Annotated in this window: 16 protein-coding genes; 8 read left to right on the forward strand and 8 right to left on the reverse strand. The window is 69.6% G+C overall.

Annotated elements, in window-relative coordinates; genetic code table 11:
* Positions 1 to 2: 2 nt before the first annotated feature.
* A complete protein-coding gene (locus tag L3V85_RS24725; RefSeq protein ID WP_237675321.1) occupies positions 3 to 1,250 on the forward strand; it encodes an efflux RND transporter periplasmic adaptor subunit in 1,248 nt (415 codons plus the stop codon).
* Between the two features lie 41 nt (positions 1,251 to 1,291).
* The gene (locus tag L3V85_RS24730) at positions 1,292 to 2,731 is read left to right on the forward strand and encodes an efflux transporter outer membrane subunit (RefSeq protein ID WP_237680641.1); all 1,440 of its coding nucleotides are present in this window, start codon (positions 1,292 to 1,294) and stop codon (positions 2,729 to 2,731) included.
* A 22-nt stretch (positions 2,732 to 2,753) separates the two neighbouring features.
* On the opposite strand, the gene L3V85_RS24735 is transcribed toward L3V85_RS24730, so the two are convergent.
* From L3V85_RS24735 to L3V85_RS24765, 7 genes are read right to left on the reverse strand one after another with little or no spacing between them, the layout of a single operon-like run.
* Entirely contained in the window at positions 2,754 to 4,016 is a 1,263-nt protein-coding gene (locus L3V85_RS24735) for a CoA transferase (protein ID WP_237675322.1), read from the reverse strand.
* Between the two features lie 15 nt (positions 4,017 to 4,031).
* A complete protein-coding gene (locus tag L3V85_RS24740; RefSeq protein WP_237675323.1) occupies positions 4,032 to 5,228 on the reverse strand; it encodes an acetyl-CoA C-acetyltransferase in 1,197 nt (398 codons plus the stop codon).
* 4 nt (positions 5,229 to 5,232) lie between these two features.
* Entirely contained in the window at positions 5,233 to 6,045 is an 813-nt protein-coding gene (locus L3V85_RS24745; RefSeq protein ID WP_237675324.1) for an enoyl-CoA hydratase/isomerase family protein, read from the reverse strand.
* On the reverse strand, positions 6,038 to 6,787 hold the full coding sequence (locus L3V85_RS24750) for an SDR family NAD(P)-dependent oxidoreductase (protein WP_237675325.1): 750 nt from the start codon (positions 6,785 to 6,787) through the stop codon (positions 6,038 to 6,040). Before L3V85_RS24750 ends, L3V85_RS24745 begins: the two co-directional genes overlap by 8 nt.
* Positions 6,788 to 6,823: 36 nt before the next feature.
* Positions 6,824 to 7,693, reverse strand: a complete 870-nt coding sequence (locus L3V85_RS24755) for a MaoC/PaaZ C-terminal domain-containing protein (protein ID WP_237675326.1) — start codon at positions 7,691 to 7,693, stop codon at positions 6,824 to 6,826.
* An 11-nt stretch (positions 7,694 to 7,704) separates the two neighbouring features.
* Entirely contained in the window at positions 7,705 to 9,843 is a 2,139-nt protein-coding gene (locus tag L3V85_RS24760; RefSeq protein WP_237675327.1) for an acetate--CoA ligase family protein, read from the reverse strand.
* Positions 9,844 to 9,857: 14 nt separating this feature from the next.
* Positions 9,858 to 10,844: a tripartite tricarboxylate transporter substrate binding protein gene (locus tag L3V85_RS24765; protein ID WP_237675328.1), complete on the reverse strand. Its 987-nt coding sequence runs from the start codon at positions 10,842 to 10,844 to the stop codon at positions 9,858 to 9,860.
* Positions 10,845 to 10,974: 130 nt separating this feature from the next.
* On the opposite strand from L3V85_RS24765, the gene L3V85_RS24770 reads away from it, so the two are divergent.
* The gene (locus L3V85_RS24770; protein WP_237675329.1) at positions 10,975 to 11,940 is read left to right on the forward strand and encodes a LysR family transcriptional regulator; all 966 of its coding nucleotides are present in this window, start codon (positions 10,975 to 10,977) and stop codon (positions 11,938 to 11,940) included.
* Here the strand turns inward: L3V85_RS24770 and L3V85_RS24775 are convergent.
* Positions 11,891 to 12,985, reverse strand: coding sequence for a PA0069 family radical SAM protein (locus tag L3V85_RS24775; protein ID WP_237675330.1), 1,095 nt, complete (start codon positions 12,983 to 12,985; stop codon positions 11,891 to 11,893). The genes L3V85_RS24770 and L3V85_RS24775 overlap by 50 nt on opposite strands.
* 119 nt (positions 12,986 to 13,104) lie before the next feature.
* Between L3V85_RS24775 and L3V85_RS24780 the strand changes: the two genes are divergently transcribed.
* The 5 genes from L3V85_RS24780 (at position 13,105) to L3V85_RS24800 (ending at position 16,892) form a co-directional block, all read left to right on the forward strand.
* The gene (locus L3V85_RS24780; protein WP_237675331.1) at positions 13,105 to 13,683 is read left to right on the forward strand and encodes a GbsR/MarR family transcriptional regulator; all 579 of its coding nucleotides are present in this window, start codon (positions 13,105 to 13,107) and stop codon (positions 13,681 to 13,683) included.
* Between the two features lie 62 nt (positions 13,684 to 13,745).
* Complete coding sequence (locus tag L3V85_RS24785; protein ID WP_237675332.1) at positions 13,746 to 14,168, forward strand: thiol-disulfide oxidoreductase DCC family protein; 423 nt, start codon at positions 13,746 to 13,748, stop codon at positions 14,166 to 14,168.
* A 35-nt stretch (positions 14,169 to 14,203) separates the two neighbouring features.
* Positions 14,204 to 15,160: an SAM-dependent methyltransferase gene (locus L3V85_RS24790; RefSeq protein ID WP_237675333.1), complete on the forward strand. Its 957-nt coding sequence runs from the start codon at positions 14,204 to 14,206 to the stop codon at positions 15,158 to 15,160.
* A 41-nt stretch (positions 15,161 to 15,201) separates the two neighbouring features.
* Complete coding sequence (locus tag L3V85_RS24795) at positions 15,202 to 16,254, forward strand: SRPBCC domain-containing protein (RefSeq protein ID WP_237675334.1); 1,053 nt, start codon at positions 15,202 to 15,204, stop codon at positions 16,252 to 16,254.
* Positions 16,255 to 16,259: 5 nt separating this feature from the next.
* Positions 16,260 to 16,892 carry a DUF4166 domain-containing protein gene (locus L3V85_RS24800; RefSeq protein WP_237675335.1) on the forward strand — a complete coding sequence of 211 codons (633 nt, stop codon included), beginning with the start codon at positions 16,260 to 16,262 and terminating at the stop codon, positions 16,890 to 16,892.

Genomic DNA, 16,892 nt, shown 5'->3' on the forward strand with positions numbered 1-16,892 from the left:
TCATGACGGAGCAACGCCATTCGGCACTGGCCATCCACCCCATCGCCGTGGAAGAAGGCGACGGCGAGTTGCTGCGCCGCCGGCAGATCGTGCGGCGCACGCGCTGGCTGGTGCTGATCGTTCTCGTGCTGCTGGGGCTGGGCGCGGCGCGCACGGTGTTCGTGCGCATCGCCAACGCCCGCGCGCTCGAGGCGGGCACGACGGAGCGCGCGAAGCAGTACGTGCAGACCGCCCTGCCCCGCACGCCCACCGCCGGCCAGACGCTGTCGCTGCCGGGCACGCTGCAGGGCTTCGTGCAGTCGCCCATTTCGGCGCGCGCCAGCGGCTACCTCAAGCGCTGGACCAAGGACATCGGCAGCCGCGTCGAAAAGGGCGAACTGCTCGCCGAGATCGAGACGCCCGAGATCGACCAGCAGCTGTCGCAGGCCGTGGCCGCGCGTGCGCAGGCGGCCTCCGGCCTGGAGCTGGCACGCAGCACCGCCGACCGCTGGGAAGCGCTGCGCAAGAAGGACGTGGTCTCGCAGCAGGAGCTGGACGAACGCCGCAGCGCGGTGGCGCAAGCCACCTCCAACGTGGCGGCGGCCGACGCCAACGTGCAGCGGCTGAAACAGACCGAAGGCTTCAAGCGCGTGGTGGCGCCGTTCGCGGGCGTGATCACGCGGCGCAACGTCGACGTGGGCGACCTGATCGACGCGGGCAGCGGCGGCGGCGCCGGGCGCGCGTTGTTCCTGCTGGCGCAGACCGATCCGCTGCGCGTGTACATCAACGTGCCGCAGGCCTACGCCCAGCTCGTGAAGGCGGGGCAACCGGTAGTGGTGACCCAGGCCGAGCTGCGTGGCCAGACCTTCAAGGGCCAGGTGGCACGCACCGCCGGCTCCATCGACACGACCACGCGGATGATGCAGGTCGAGGTGTCGCTGCCCAACAGCGACGGCGCGCTGCTGCCGGGTGCCTATGTGCAGGTGTCGCTGCCGCTGGCCGCCAGCCGCACGCTGTCGGTGCCGTCGAACGCGCTGCTGTTCCGCGCCGAGGGCACGCGGATTGCCGTGGTCGACCCGCAGGGCCGCGTCAACCTGCGCGCGGTGACGCTGGGCCGCAACTACGGCGAGAACGTCGAAGTGATCGACGGCCTCGAGCACACCGACCGCATGGTGCTGAACCCGTCCGATTCGCTGGCCGAAGGCGACGTGGTGGCAGTGGCGCCCGAGACGCCGCCCGCCAAGGCCCCCACGCCGAAGGCCCCGGCGTGACGCCGCCGCGCCTGGCCGCTCCGCTCGCCCTGCTGGCCGCCATGCTGGTGGCGGGCTGCGCGGTCGGCCCCGACTACAAGACGCCGGACACGCCCCTGCCCGTCAGCTGGAAGCTCGAGGAGCCCTGGCGCGTGAGCGCACCCAACGACGCCGCCGACAAGGGCCCCTGGTGGCGCCGCTTCGGCGACCCGCAGCTCGACGCGCTGCAGCAGCAGGCGCTTGCCGGCAGCCCCACGCTGGCCATCGCCAATGCGCGGCTGGCGCAGGCGCGCGCCACGCTCGCGGCCAACGCGGCCGGCCAGTATCCGCAGGTCGGCCTCGGCACCCGCGCCTCGCGCCTGCGGATTTCGGCCAACCGCCCGCTCACCAACTACGCGACGCCCAATTCGACGACGGTGCAGAACGACTTCGCGCTGTCGCTCAACGCAAGCTACGAAGTCGACCTGGCCGGCCGCGTGCAGCGCACGGTCGAAGGCGCCAAGGCCTCGGCCGAACAATCGGCCGCCGACCTGCAGAACACCCGGCTGCTGCTGAGCGCCGACGTGGCCAGCAGCTACTTCAACCTGCGCTCCACCGACATCGAGCTCGACGTGGTCACGCGCTCCATCGCCCTGCAGCGCCGCGCGCTCGAACTGGTGACGGCGCGCCACGACCTGGGCGCCGTGTCGGGCCTCGACGTGGCGCAGCAGCAGTCGCTGCTCGAGACCACGCTGACGCAGGTCGACGTGCTGAGGAAGCAGCGCTCGCAGTACGAGCACGCGCTGGCCACGCTCACCGGCACGCCCGCGCCCAGCTTCTCGCTGCCGGTGGACCTGCGCGAGATCAGGCCGCCGGCCGTGCCGCTGGGCGTGCCCTCCGAGATACTGCAGCGCCGCCCCGACGTGGCCTCGGCCGAACGCGCGATGGCCGCCGCCAATGCGCAGATCGGCGTCGCCACCGCGGCCTTCTACCCGAGCATCTTCATCTCGCCCACCGTGGGCGTGGACAGCCGCACGATCGAGACGCTGTTCAACGGCCCGAGCCTGCTGTGGTCGGTGGGCGTGTCGGCCACGCAGGTGTTGTTCGACGGTGGGCGCATCCGCGCCAACGTCGACTTCGCGAAGGCCGGCTACGACGTCACCGTCGGCAACTACCGCCGCACCGTGCTGACCGCGATGCAGGAGGTGGAAGACGGCATCACCGGCCTTTCCGCGCTAGACAGCGCGACGGCGCAGGCACAGGCCGCCGTGACCGCCGCGCGCCGCGTGCTCGACATGGCCACCAGCCGCTACGAGGGCGGTGCGTCGACCTACCTGGACGTGATCACCGCGCAGCAGTCGCTGCTGACGGTGGAGCGCCAGGCCGCGCAACTGCGTGGGCAGCGGCTGCTGACGGCGGTGTTCCTGGTGAAGGCGCTGGGTGGGGATTGGTGCGGCGATGATGCCGCGGGCGGAGCAGGCTGCCCCACCGCGGCTGCGCGGCAAGTCGTCGGCACGCGCTGATGACGTCCGTCCCGCGGAGCGTCTACTCGGAGGCTGCAGCCACCACCGTCGGATCGCGCTGCGGCCCGGCTACGACGCCCTCGTCGTGCAGCCGCCCGATGGCCGCGCCGCTCAGGCCCAGCACCTCATGCAGCACCTCGTCGGTATGGGTGCCGAGCAGCGCGGCCGGCGACGTGGCTTCGCGTTCCATGCCCGGTGCACGCACCGCCGCGCCCGCCGCCAGGTGAGCGCCGATGCCAGGAGTGTCGATGCGCTCGAACACCGGATTGGCCAGGCTCGCGCGCGCGTCACCCGCCAACGCCTCCCCCACGGTGCTGTAGCGGCCCCAACAGACCTTGTACTGCTCCAGCGCCACCTGTGCCTCTTGCTGCGTGCGAGCAGAGAACCACGGCTCGACCAGCGCCGCAATGGCATCGCGCGCCTCGAAGCGCTGCGCCTCGTCGGCAAAGTCGAGGTCCAGCCGTTGCTGCAGCGCGCCGATGGGTTCCGCGATGCCGCAGCACGCCACCAGCGCCTTCCATTGGCCGGCGGAGATCGCCGCCACCATGAGACGGCCACCGTCGGCAGTTCCGAAGTCGCGCCCGAAGGCGCCGTAGAGATGGTTGCCGATGGAGGGGCGCTCCTGTCCCAGCAGTTCGGCTTCGGCCAGCACGCCCAGGTGCGACAGCATGCCGAAGGCCATGTCCGACAATGCCAGCTTGAGTTCCGCGCCCTGCCCGCCGCGGCGCCGATGATCGACCGCGGCAAGGATCGCAAGGGCCGCCTGGTACGCACACGCGATGTCCCAGGCGGGCAGCACATGATTGACTGGCTGCGCGCGCGAGCCGCCGCCCGTGACGGCCGGATAGCCGGTGGCGCAGTTCACGGTGTAGTCGACCGCCGTGCTGCCGTCGCCGTTGCCCTGGATGGTGCAGCTGATCAGGTCTTCGCGCCGCGCGGCCAGCACCTCGTGGGCCAGCCACGGCGTGCCGATGTTGGTGAGCAGCACGCCGGCATCCGGCCCCGGCGCGGTGGTCAGCGCCTGTATCAGCTCACGGCCTTCGGGGCGGCGCAGGTCGACAGCCACCGAGCGCTTGCCCTTGTTGAGCCCGGTCCAGTAGAGACTGCGGCCGTGGCCTTGCGGGTGCGGCATGCGGGGCATGCGCGCGTAATCGATACCGCCGCCGATCATATCGATACGGATCACATCGGCGCCGAACTGCGCGAGCGTCAGGCCCGCCAGCGGCGCCGCGATGAAGGCCGAACTTTCGATGACCCGAAGCCGGCCGAGAAAGGGATAGGTCATGCGCGCGGCTCCGGCTCAGGCACGCTCGAACACCGCGGCCAGGCCCTGGCCGCCGCCGATGCACATGGTCTCCAGGCCATAGCGCGCGCCGCGCCGTTGCATCTCGTGCAGCAGCGAGGTCATGATGCGCACGCCGGTCGCGCCCACCGGATGACCGAGCGAAATGCCCGAGCCGTTGACGTTGAAGCGCTCCGGGTCGTTCCAGTCCCAGCCCTTTGCGCAGGCCAGTGCCTGGCAGGCGAAGGCCTCGTTCAGCTCGACCAGGCCCATGTCGTCGAAACCCAGGCCGTTGCGGCCGAACAGCTTCTTCACGGCGGGCACCGGCCCGATGCCCATGTGCGAAGGCTCGCAGCCCGCGGCGGCCCAGCTGTGCAGGTAGCCGATCGGCGTGAGCCCGAGTTCTTCGAGCCGGTCCTCGGCCACGATCAGGCAGGCGGCGGCGGCGTCGTTCTGCTGGCAGGCGTTGCCGGCGGTGACGATGCCGTCCTCGACCAGCGGCTTGAGCCCGGCCAGTTGCTCCAGCGTCAGGTCGGCGCGGATGCCCTCGTCGCGATCGATCACCAGCGCCTCGCCCTTGCGCTGCGGCACGCTCACGGGCACCACCTCTTCGGCGAACTTCCCCGAGGCCCAGGCCGCCGCCGCGCGCCGATGGCTGCGCAGCGCAAAGGCATCGGCCTCCTCGCGCGTGATGGCGTAGTCGCGCGCCAGGTTCTCGGCGGTCTCGATCATTCCGGAGATGCGGCCGAAGCGCGACTCGGGCTGCGAGCGTTCGCGCCCGCGTTCGAGCCGGTCGTGGAACTTGACCGTGCCCGCGCGCTTGCCCCAGCGCATGTCGGTGGTGTAGTACTCGACGTTGCTCATGCTCTCGACGCCGCCAGCCATCACCACGTCGGCGGCGCCGGTCTGCACCATCATCGCGGCGGTGGCGATGGCCTGCAGGCCGCTGCCGCAGCGGCGGTCGAGCTGCATGCCGGCCACCTCGACGGGAAAGCCCGCCTGCAGCGCCACCCAGCGGCCGGTGCAGGGCACCTCGCCGTTGGCATAGGAATGGGCGAAGACCACGTCTTCGATGCGTGCGGGGTCGAGCCCGGTGCGGGCGATCACGGCGCGCGCGACGGTGGCGCCGAGTTCTTCCACGGGCACACCGCGCAGTGAACCGCCGAAGGCGCCGATGGGGGTGCGGAGGGGGGAGACGATGGCAGCGCGTTTCATGGTGTCAATCTTTCTCGGGATGCAATGCGTTGGGAAAATCCGGCGTCTCCCCGGCGAGGAAGGCACGCACGCCTTCCCGCGATTCGGCCGAGGTGAAGACACGTTCGGACAGCGGCAGCGCGGCGGCAATCGCGGCATCCCGCGGCATGTCGAAGCTGAAGCCGATGGCCTGCTTGCACAGCGCCAGTGCAAGCGGCGGCCGGCGGGCGAGCGTGGCGGCGAGCGCTAGCGCGGCCTCGAGCGCCGCGCCCTGCGGCACCACGCGATTGACGAGGCCCCAGGCCAGCGCCGTGGCGGCATCGATGGGCTCGCCAAGGAGCATCATTTCCCTGGCCCGACCCTGGCCCACTCGGCGCGTGACGCGCACCGGCCCGCCGCTACCGGGAAAAACGCCCAGCTTGATCTCGGGCAGCGCGAAGCGGGCGCTCTCGTCGCTCACGATGAGGTCGCAGCACACCGCGATCTCCAGCCCGCCGCCGAAGGCAAGGCCATTGACGGCCGCCACCGTGGGCTTGGGAAAGTCGTCGAACCGGGCGAACACCGCATGCTGCAACGCGAGCTTTTCCGGACCGATGCGCCCGGGTTGCATCAGCGGCTGGAACTCGGCAATGTCCGACCCGGCGCAGAAGGCGCGCGTGCCGGCACCGACCACGACCACGGCGCGCACGTCCGCGTCGCGCGCCAGCGCGTCGAGAGCACCGCCCAGTGCTTCGGTGAGGCCGCGGAACACGACGTTGAGCGGCGGGTTGTCCAGCGTGAGGACGGCAACGCCGCCCTGCGTGCGGCAGCGCACCGGCCCGGCGCCGATCTCAACCATAGCGCCCACCCGTCACGTGCAGCACCTCGCCGGTGATGAAACTGGCGCGCTCCGAGGCAAGAAAAGCCACCGCGTCCGCGATGTCGGCGGGCTTGCCCACGCGCTTGATCGGCTGCATGGCCACCGCGCGCTCCTTGATGGTTTCGTAGGTGGCCAGCGCCTGCACCATCTCGGTTTCCATGAAGCCCGGCGCCACGCAATTCACCGTGATGCCGTAGCGCCCTTCCTCGATGGCCAGCGCCTTGGCCATGCCGATCAGGCCGGCTTTCGCGGCCGAATAGTTGGCCTGCGTCGGATTGCCGAAATGCGCGCGCGAGCTGATGTTGATGACGCGGCCCCAGCCCTGCTCAATGAAGCGCGGCATGACGGCCTTGCTGGCGAGGAATGCGCCCTTGAGCATCACCTCCATCACCAGGTCCCAGTCGTCCTCGCTCATCTTCACCAGGTAGCGGTCGCGCGGGAAGCCGGCGTTGTTGACCAGGATATGCACGCCGCCGAAGTGCGCAACGGCCTCGTCCACCAGCCGCTGCACCTCGGCGCCCTTGGTGATGTCGGCGACGATGCAATGCGCCTGAAGCCCGTCGTCGCGCAGCGAGGCGGCGGTGGCTTCGGCCTGCTCGCGCAGGATGTCGGTAACGACGACCTTCGCGCCCTCCTCGGCCAAGCGGCGCGCGGTGGCGGCGCCCAGGCCCCGTGCCGAGCCGGTGACGATGGCGACTTTGTCCTTGATCTGCAGGTCCATGCTGCTTCTTTCCTTCGATGCTTGTGGGTGTTTGGTTCAGGCCAGGTCCACGCGGCCAGCGTTCAGCACCAGGGTGCCGCGCTCCAGCGCCGTGGTGCGCAGCGACACCACCGAGCCGTCGCGCCAGAGTTCGGTGCGCAGCGTCTCGCCCGGCAGCACCGGTGCGGTGAAGCGCACACGCATGCCGCGCACGCCCGAGGCGTCGTAGTCCAGCAGCGTGGCGAGCACCGCGTGCAGCGCGACGCCCATCGTGGCAAGGCCGTGCAGGATCGGCCTTGAAAAGCCGGCTGCGCGCGCCACGCCGGGGTCGGCATGCAGCGGGTTGAAGTCGCCGCTCAGGCGGTAGAGCAGCGCGGCCTGAGGCAGCGTCGGCAAATCGCAGACGGCATCGGGCGCGCGCGCGGGCATCGCGTGCGGCTGGGCCAACGGCGCGCCGTGCGCCGCGCCAAAGCCGCCGTCGGCGCGCAGCATGCTGGTCTGGGTGACGCAGGCCAGCAGCTCGCCGCTGGTCGCATCCGTGACGCGGCGCTCCTGCAGCATCAGCGCGCCCTTGCCGGCGCCCTTGTCGTGCAGAGCGACGACGCGGTTCGCACCGATCACACGGCCTTCGGCCGGCAGCGGACGCTGCAACACGAAGGCCTGCTCGGCATGCACGAGCTGACGCCAGTCGATGCCGGTGTCGGGCTGGTCGGCCCAGAAACCGCCGTAGCCGAGCACATTGACCAACGTGGGCAGCGCCTGCAACCCGCCTTCGGCACGCTCGTAGACATAGCGCAGTTGCCCGGCATCGAGCGGATCGGCGCCCAGGCCGACGCCGAGCGCATAGAGCTGCGTGTCGCGCGTGCCATAGGTGTGCTCGACCGGCGCGAATTCCCGCGCGAGCAGGCGCTGAACATCGATAGCCATGCGACGCCCTGTCAGCCCTGCGCCGAGTCGGGCACGGGCGCAAGCACGACCACGGCGTCGGCGGCGAAGGCGCCCTGCCCTTGCGGCAAGGCCAGCACGGGATTCAGGTCGATGGACTGCAGGCGCGGGCCGCACTGGTGCGCGAACACCGAAAGACGCGAGAGCATCGCGGCCAGCGCCTTCACGTCCGCCACCGGCTTGCCGCGCGCGCCCAGCAGCAGCGGCGCGCCCTGAATGCCGCGAATCATCTGTTCGGCCACGTCCTCGCCGAAGGGGCAGCGGCGCAGCACCACGTCTTTCATCACCTCGACGAAGATGCCGCCAAGGCCGAACATGGCCACCGGGCCGAACACCGGGTCGCGCTGGATGCCCAGGATGCATTCGACACCGCCGCTCAACTGCTTCGCAACCAGCACGCCTTCGATACGCGCATCGGGCGCGGCCAGGGCGGCGCGTTCCATCAGCATGGCAAAGCCCTCCCGCACGGCGCCTGCGTTCGCAACGTTCAGCAGCACGCCGCCGATCTCCGACTTGTGCACGATGTCGGGCGACAGGATCTTCAGTACGACCGGAAAGCCGAGCGCCTCGGCCGCGGCCACTGCGTCCCGTGCGTTCGCGCAGGCCCGCTCCGGCGCCACGGCAATGCCGGCTTCGGCCAGCACGCGCTTGGCCTCGGCTTCGCTGGGGTTGGCAGCCGGCAAGGCCACCGCCGGCACCCGAGGGGGCTCCTGCGCGGGCTGGCGCGCGAAGGCCCGGCCGAAACGGCCCATGGCCTCGATGGCGACCACGGCGCGCGCCGGGTCCTCGAACACGGTGAAGCCGTCGGCCTCGTATTGCTGCACCCGCTCCCTGGACGCCAGGATCGAGAGCACGAAAAGCCGGTCGGGGTGCTTGTCGCGCACGGCCTTGAGTTGCGCGCGCAGGCCGTCGGCGATGGACTCGGCACCCACCGTGTAGGTGAAGAAACCCAGCACCGACCGGTATCCGCCCTCGGCCACCACCGCCTCGGCAAAGCGCCCGGCAATGCTCAGGTCGTTCATGAACTGCGCGGTGCAGTCGACCGGGTTGCGCGGCGCGGCGAAGGGGATCAGCGCCTTCAGGTGCTGCTGCGCGGCAGCGGGCATCTCGGGCATCGGCAAGCCCGCAAGCTCGGCTGCGTCGGACACGATCACGCCCGCGCCGCCGCTCACGGTGATCACACCCAGCGAGTTGTCGGCCGGGTAGATGCGGCGCGTGGCCAGGCGAGCCACGTCGAGCATGTGCTCGGTGGAGCGCGCCCGCACCACGCCGAACTCGGCCAGCACGGCATCGGTCACAGCGTCGTTGCCCGCGATGGACGCGGTGTGCGACTGCGCCGCGGCGCTGCCCACGGCGCTGGTTCCGACCTTCATCATCACCACCGGCTTGCGGGCCCGCCGCGCCGCCTCGAGCGCATCCAGCAAACGCGCGCCGTCGCGAATGCCTTCCGAGTACACCGCGATCACGTCGGTGTCGCCGTCGTCCACGAAGGCCCGCACGAGATCGCCCAGGCTGATGTCGCATTCGTTGCCGCTCATGACGCAGGACGACACGCCGATGCCGAACTCCCGCGCAATGCCCAGGATGTGGCTGCCGTAGGCGCCCGACTGGCTGGCGATGCCCACGCGCCCCGGCTTCGGAAAACCCATTTCGACGACCGAGGTGAAGCTGCCGTAGAAGCCGATGCGCGGGTTGAGCACGCCCAGCGAATTGGGGCCGAGCAGCCGCACGCCGTGGGCACGCGCCGCCTCCACCATGCGCTGCTGCAGCCGCTCGCCGTCTTCGCCCATCTCGGCGAAGCCGGCCGAGAACACGATGGCTGCGGACGTGCCGCGCGCGCCCAGGTCGGCGACCACCTGCGGCGCGAGGTGGGCGGCCACGGCCACGATGGCCACGTCGGGCGTCTCGGGCAGTGCGGCCACGCTCGCGAAGGCAGGCAGGCCCTGAATCTGCGCGCGGTTCGGGTTCACCGGCATCAGCCGGCCCGAGAAGCCCTGCGAGCGCATGTAGGCGATGGGCCGCCCCCCGATGCGCAGCGCATCGTCGGAGGCGCCGATCACGGCCACGGAGCGCGGGTTCAGCAGGCGATCGAGCGTGTGGTTGGCGAGCATGTTCGGGAAAGCTCCGGGCATCGTGTCGGCTGTGCTCATTCGACCTTGGCGCCCGAGGTCTTGACCACCTTCGACCACCGCTCGATATCGGCCGCGATGAGCTTGCCGAACTGCTCTGGCGTGTTGCCCGCGGGTTCGTAGCCCTGCGCGGCCAGGCGCTCCTTGAAGTCGGCGCTGTCGAGCTCGTGGCGGATCTCGGTGTTAAGTTTGGCGATCACGTCCTTCGGCGTGCCGGCTGGTGCCATCAGGCCGTTCCACACGGTCACTTCGAAGCCCGGCAAGCCGGCCTCGGCCACCGTAGGCACATCCGGCAAGGCCGGCGAGCGCTTCGCGCCGGTCTGCGCGATCGCCTTGAGCTTGCCGCCCTTCACCTGGGACATGGCCGAATACATCATGTCCATCACAACCTGCGAATTGCCGGCGATCACGTCCATCATGGCCGGCGCGCTGCCGTTGAACGGGATGTGCGTCATCTTGATGCCGGCCTGCGAGTCGAAGTACTCGGTCGCAAGATGGGTCGAGGAGCCGTTGCCGGCCGACGTGAAGTTCAGCTCCCCAGGCTTGGCCTTGGCGCGCGCGATCAGGTCTTTCACGCTGTTGATGCCGAGGGCGGGATTCACCATCAGCAGCGCCGGGCCGCTGGTGAGTTCGGTGATGGGTACCAGGTCGGTGCGGATGTCGTAGCGCAGGTTCTTGTAGAGCGATGGGTGGATGGTGTGCCCCATGGTCACGAGGATCAGCGTGTAGCCGTCGGCCGGCGAGCGGGCCACCAGCTCGGCGCCCAGGTTGCCCGAGGCGCCGGGCTTGTTCTCGACGATGAAGGGCTGGCCCATGCGCTCGCCCAGGCGCTGCGCAAGCAGGCGCGCCACGCTGTCGTTGGTGCCGCCCGGCGGGTAGGGCACGACGATCTTGACGGACTTGTTGGGGTACGAGCCCTGCGCCATCACGGCGGGAGAAATGCCGGCGAGGGCCAGCCAGGCGATGCAGCAGCCCACGGCGGCGCGGCGTGTGGTGGTTTTCATTTGTCTTGTCTCCTGATGGCCGGTGTGCCGCTGACCACTCAGCGCCACCGTGATGGAGCCCGAATCGTAGGGACCACGCTATATTCAATCCAATACTTTTGGTGGACTCTCCTATATACGAGGTGTATGGATGGATCTGAGACAACTGCGCCAATTCCTGGCACTCGCGGAAACCGGCAGCTTCAGCGTTGCGGCCGAGCGGCTGCATATGGCGCAGCCGCCGCTGTCGGTGGCCATCCGCAAGCTGGAAGAAGAACTGGGCACGATGCTCTTCGTGCGCAGCTCGCGCGGCGTGCGGCTCACGGCCGCGGGCGATGCTGCCCTGAAGGCGGCACGCGAATGCCTGGACGCTGCCACGCACATCAAGGCCGCGGTGCAACTCGCGGTAGCAGGCGAGTCCGGCAAGCTGGCCATCGGGTTCAGCGGTTCGGTCACGCTGCGCCTGCTGCCGCGGCTGGTGCAGGCGTTCAGGCTGCGCCATCCCGCGGTTCACCTCGACCTGAAGGAAGGCACGAACCTGGAGCTGCTTTCGCGCGTGGAGGCGGGCACGCTCGACCTGGGCTTCGTGCGCTTTCCCACCAACCGGCCACCCGAGCTGCGCTTCCAGATGGTCGAGGAAGACCGCTTCTGCCTGGCGCTGCCGCGCGGCCATGCGCTCGCGCGCAAGCCGGCCGTGGCGCTGGCGGCGCTGGAGGGGCAACCCTTCATCGGCTACGCCCCCTCGCCCGTCGGCGGGCTTCACGCGGCGGTCAGCCTGGTGTTCCAGCGTGCGGGCGTGGCCCCGCGCATCACGCAGGAGGCCATCCAGGTGCAGACGGCGCTGGGCCTGGTCGCAAGCGGCCTGGGCATGGCACTGGTACCGGCAGCCAACACGCCCTATCAACGATCCCTGGGAGCGGTGTTCAGGCCGATCCTCGACCTGCCGGAAGACGCGCGCATCGGTATTGCGCTGGCCTACCGGGCCAACACGGAGAACCCGGCGCTGAAGCGCTTTCTGGAAATCACCATCGAAAAAACCGAGGGCGTGGCAGCGCCGGTGGACGACGCTAGAACAGGCTCCCTTGCCCCACCACGCCGGGCGGCCGGAAAGAAGTGATGTCCAGCGGAATCCGCTCGCGATTGAAGCCCAGGCGGTTCGTTGCCTTCTGAAAGCGCTGGTGGACCAGGTCGGCCCACAGGCCGCTGCCCTTCATGCGCGTGGCGAAGTCGGCGTCGTAGTCCTTGCCGCCGCGCATCTCGTGGATGCGCGCCATGATGCGGTCGGCGCGCTGCGGGTAGTGCAGCGCCAGCCATTCCTTGAAGAGCGGCGCCACCTCCCACGGCAGCCTCACCACCGTGTAGAAGGCGCTGCGCGCGCCGGCCTCCCAGGCGGCTTCGAGCACCTGTTCCATGTCTTCGGTGACGAAGGGAATCTGCGGCGCCACGCTCACGCCCACCGGCACGCCCGCCTCGGTCAGCGTGCGGATGGTGCGCAGCCGCCGGTGGGGCGCCGCGGCGCGCGGCTCCAGCTTGCGGGCCAGTTCCCCGTCGAGCGTGGTCACGGTGATGTACACGGCCACGAGGCGATCGGCCGCCATGGGCGCGATCAAATCCAGGTCGCGCTCGATGGCACTCGACTTGGTGACCAGCGCGAAGGGATGCCGCGTTTCGCGCAGCAGCTCGATCACCGAGCGCGTGATGCGCAGTTCGCGTTCGATGGGCTGGTAGCAGTCGGTGGCGGTGCCGATGGCGATGTAGCTCGGCTTGTAGCTCCTGCGGCCAAGCTCGGTGCGCAGCACCTCCACGAGATTGCGCTTGGCGATGAGCTTGGTCTCGAAATCGAGGCCGGGCGAGAGATTGAGGTAGCTGTGCGTGGGCCGCGCGAAGCAGTAGATGCAGCCGTGCTCGCAACCTCGGTAAGGGTTGAGTGAGCGGTCGAAGTAGATGTCGGGCGACTCGTTCTCGTTGAGCGCCGATTTCACGTCCTCGAAGCGCACCTCGGTGGCGATGGGCTGCAGCTCTTCGGCCTCGGCCACGCCTTCTTCGAGCGTGCCCCAGCCATCGTCGAAGGCGTTGCGCTCGTCCTTGGAGAAACGGTGCGCGAGCTGCGTGGCCGCGCCTCGGCCCTTGATGGCGTGAATGGGGATGCGGGCTGCTGGCATGGCGAATCCTCGGCTGCGGTTTACTGTGTATTTGTACAGTATTTCACTGTTTCTTCACGTCCGCCTGCTTTTTACATTTCTCTCTTGACAGAAATTTCGCAAATCCTAAACTCTGCGCCATGGAACTCACAGACATTCAACGCAAGTTCGTCCTGCACTGGGGCGAAATGGGGTCCATGTGGGGCGTCAACCGCACCGTTTCGCAGATCCACGCGCTGCTCTTCGCCCACGGCAAGCCGATGCATGCCGAGGAGCTGTCCGAAACGCTGGGCGTCGCGCGCTCCAATGTCAGCAACAGCCTGAAGGAGCTGCAGGCCTGGAACCTCGTGCGCATCACCCACACGCTGGGCGACCGGCGCGACTACTTCGAGACCAGCGTCGACGTGTGGGAGCTGTTCCGCACCGTGGTGCGCGAACGCAAGGAACGCGAGTTCGACCCGACCATCCGCGTGCTGCGCGAACTGGTCTCGAGCCCCGACTTCCAGAAGGAGCCGCCCGATGCGCAGGACCGCATCCGCTCCACCATGGACCTCATGAGCAAGCTGGCCACCTGGGCCGACGAGATGCTGCGGCTGTCGCCCGGCACGCTCGACAAGGTGCTGACGCTGGGCGCCAGCGTGCAGAAGTTCGTGCGCGGCGACAAGAGCGGCAAGGACGACGATCCCGACGCCCACCATGCCAGCCTGCCGATGATCTGAGCCGTCTCTTTTTTTGCCCTTTCATTTCTGTTTTGACAGAAATATCGAGAACCAAGGATGCCATGAGCCACGCCGCCCTTCCCGTCTATCCGCTGACCCTGTACTTCGACGCCAGCTGCGCGATCTGCTCGGCCGAGATGGGCAACCTGGGCGCGCGCGACACGGCCGGCAAGCTGCGCTTCGTCGACTGCTCGCCGGCCTCTTTCAGCGGCGGGCCGGCGCCGCGCGATGCACTGATGGCCGCGATCCACGCGGTCGATGCAACGGGCCAAGTGCTGGTCGGCGTGCCGGCCATCCGCGCGAGCCGCGCTGCAGTGGGCCTGCCCAGCGGCGAGGGCCTGCTCGACCTGCCGCTGATCGCGCCGATGGCCGACCGCGCCTACGCCCTGCTGGCGCGCAACCGCTACCGCATTCCGCGCTGGCTGGCGACACGGCTGGCCGGGCGCATCGCGGCTTCCTGCAACGACGGCAACTGCCGCCTCTGAAGAAAACCGACGCACAACCAAGCGAGGGAACTGCCATGCCTACCGTTTTCCAGCCCGACTTCCGCCTGCCGCTCGAAGCACCCGCCCAGGCATCGGCCGGCCATGCCGGCGCGCCCATCACCCCCGAGGACACCCAGGTCTACTTCACCGAAGTCGCGCTCGACTACAGCGCCTGGAGCCCCAGCTACAACATGCACTTCGGCTTCTGGCGCGCGGGCCTGAACCCACTGCGGCGCGAGGGCATGCTGGTGGAAATGAACCGCGTGATCGGCCGCGCGCTGCGGCTCGACGATGCGGAGCCCGGCGGCGCGCCGCGCCGCTGCGTGATCGACATGGGCTGCGGCGCAGGCGCCACCGCGCGCACGCTGGTGGGCGACGACCCGTCGCTCTACGCCGTCACCGTCACCAACGTGGCCGTGCAGAACCGCATCGCCGCCAGGCTCGACGCCGCGGCCGGCGTGGCCGACCGCATGGCCCACATCGAGGCCGACTACACCCGCACCGGCCTGCCGGCCGCGCAGGCCGACGGCGCCTGGGCCGTGGAAAGCGCCTGCTACGCCGAGGGCACCGCCAAGGCCGACTTCATCCGCGAAGCCGCGCGCCTGCTCAAGCCCGGCGCGCGGCTGGCGGTGGTCGACGGCTTCCTGCTGCGCCGCCAGCCCGGCCGGGCGGCCGGCTGGCTGCACCGCCTGTGGGCCGACAGCTGGGCCGTGCCCACGCTGGCGGTGCGCGAAGACTTCATCGCCGCCCTGCGCGACAACGGCTTCGAGGACATCGAGTGCAAGTCGCTGCGCTGGCGCGTCGCGCCCAGCGCGCTGCACATCCCGGTGCTGGCCACGCGCTTCACCCTGGCCGAGCTCTGGAAGGCGCGCGGCAAGCTCAGCCCGTGGCGGCGCAAGCACATCGTGGCCAGCTATTGCGCGCTGGCGCTGGGCATGTTCTGGCGCGACTTCGACTACTGCATGGTCACGGCCAGGCGCAGCGCCAGCTGAACGGACCCGACGAGAAACAACGAACAGGCAGAAAGCTCCGCATGCAAGACGACAACAACGAAAGCAGGCTCGCCGAACTCGCGCCGAACCAGCCCCCCGGCGAGCTGCCGCCCCAGTCCCGCGGCGGCATGCCCTTCGCATGGTTCTGGCCGATGCTGGCGGGCGCGGCCATCGCGCTGGTGCTGCGCATCGTCTTCAGCGGCGGCCCGGGGCAGCGCTTCTCGCCGATGCTCGCCTCCTTCGTCTACTTCGTGCCCGCGCTGTGCGGCGCGGTCACGGTGTACATGGCCGAGCGCATCGAGCGCCGCAGCTGGGGTTACTACCTCTGGGCGCCGTGGGTGGCGACGGCGCTGTTCGTCGGCGGCACGCTGGCGGTGTTCATCGAGGGGCTGATCTGCGCCATCGTCATCGTGCCGCTGTTCGCGGTGATGGGCAGCGTCGGCGGGCTGGCAATGGGCATCGTGTGCCGCATCACCAACTGGCCGAAGCAGGCCGTCTACAGCTTCGCGATGCTGCCGCTGGTGTTCGGCGCCATCGAGCCGCAGTTGCCCAACCCCGACCGTTTTTCCAGCACCTCGCGCACGCTCTTCATCGCGGCGCCGGCCGATCGCGTGTGGCACGAGCTGAACGCCGCGCGCGACATCCGCCCCGCCGAAGTCGGCAATGCCTGGGCCTACCGCATCGGCGTGCCGATGCCGGTGTCGGGCGTGACGGTCGACACGCCCGAAGGCCGCGTGCGCCAGGTGCAGTGGCAGAAGAACGTGCACTTTGAAGAGGTCATCACCGAATGGGAGCCCGACCGCCTGCTGAAGTGGCGCTTTCGCTTCTCGGCCGACTCCTTCCCGGCAGGGGCGCTCGACGACCACGTGATGATCGGCGGCCAGTACTTCGACCTGCGCGACGCCACCTACACGCTGACGCCGCGCGACGGCGGCACCGAGCTGCGCGTGGCAGTGTCGTGGCGCATGAGCACCAGCTTCAACTGGTATGCGGACCGCGTCATGCACCTGTTGCTGGCCGACGCATCCGAGAACATCCTGCGCTTCTACAAGGCACGCGCCGAAGCCACGGCCAGCGCGGCGGCCGCCGGATGACGGCGATGCCGACCACCACGCCGGTCTTCCGGCAGGCGCTCGGCCCCGCGTGGGAGCGGCTGGGCGAGGTCATCCGCCGCCACTACGCGATGGCGCCGTTCTCCGACGACCACGTGTGCGTGCGCGGCACCATGAGCGAGGTCTGGCACGCGCCCTGGGCCGCGCTGCTGATGCCTTTCGGCCGGCTGTTCGGCGCGCTCGTGCCGCACCAGGGCAAGGACGTGCCGATCGAAGTGCACTACCGATGCCGCCCCGACAACGCCACGCTCTACTGGAACCGCGTCTTCAGTTTCCCCGGCAGGCCGCCCTTTCATTTCCGCTCGCACATGGAACACGACGCGCGCCGGGGCAGCGAGGTGATCGAGTACGTGCGCTTCGGCATCGGCATGCGACTGGCGGTGAGCGCGGAAGACGGCGCGCTCGTGTTCCGCGACCGGGGCTACGTCTGGCGCGTGGCCGGGCTGCGCATTCCGCTGCCGCTGGGGCTCCTGCTGGGCACCGCCTACGTCGAGGAACGCCCCGACCCGCGGGATGCCGACCACTTCACCATGAAGATGCTGCTGCGCCACCGCTGGTTCGGCGACGTGTTCCGCTACAGCGGGCGCTTTCACCTGGAACCGCGCTTGGGTCCACAATGA

Origin of the sequence: Variovorax paradoxus (assembly GCF_022009635.1) — a bacterium.
GTDB lineage: Bacteria > Pseudomonadota > Gammaproteobacteria > Burkholderiales > Burkholderiaceae_C > Variovorax.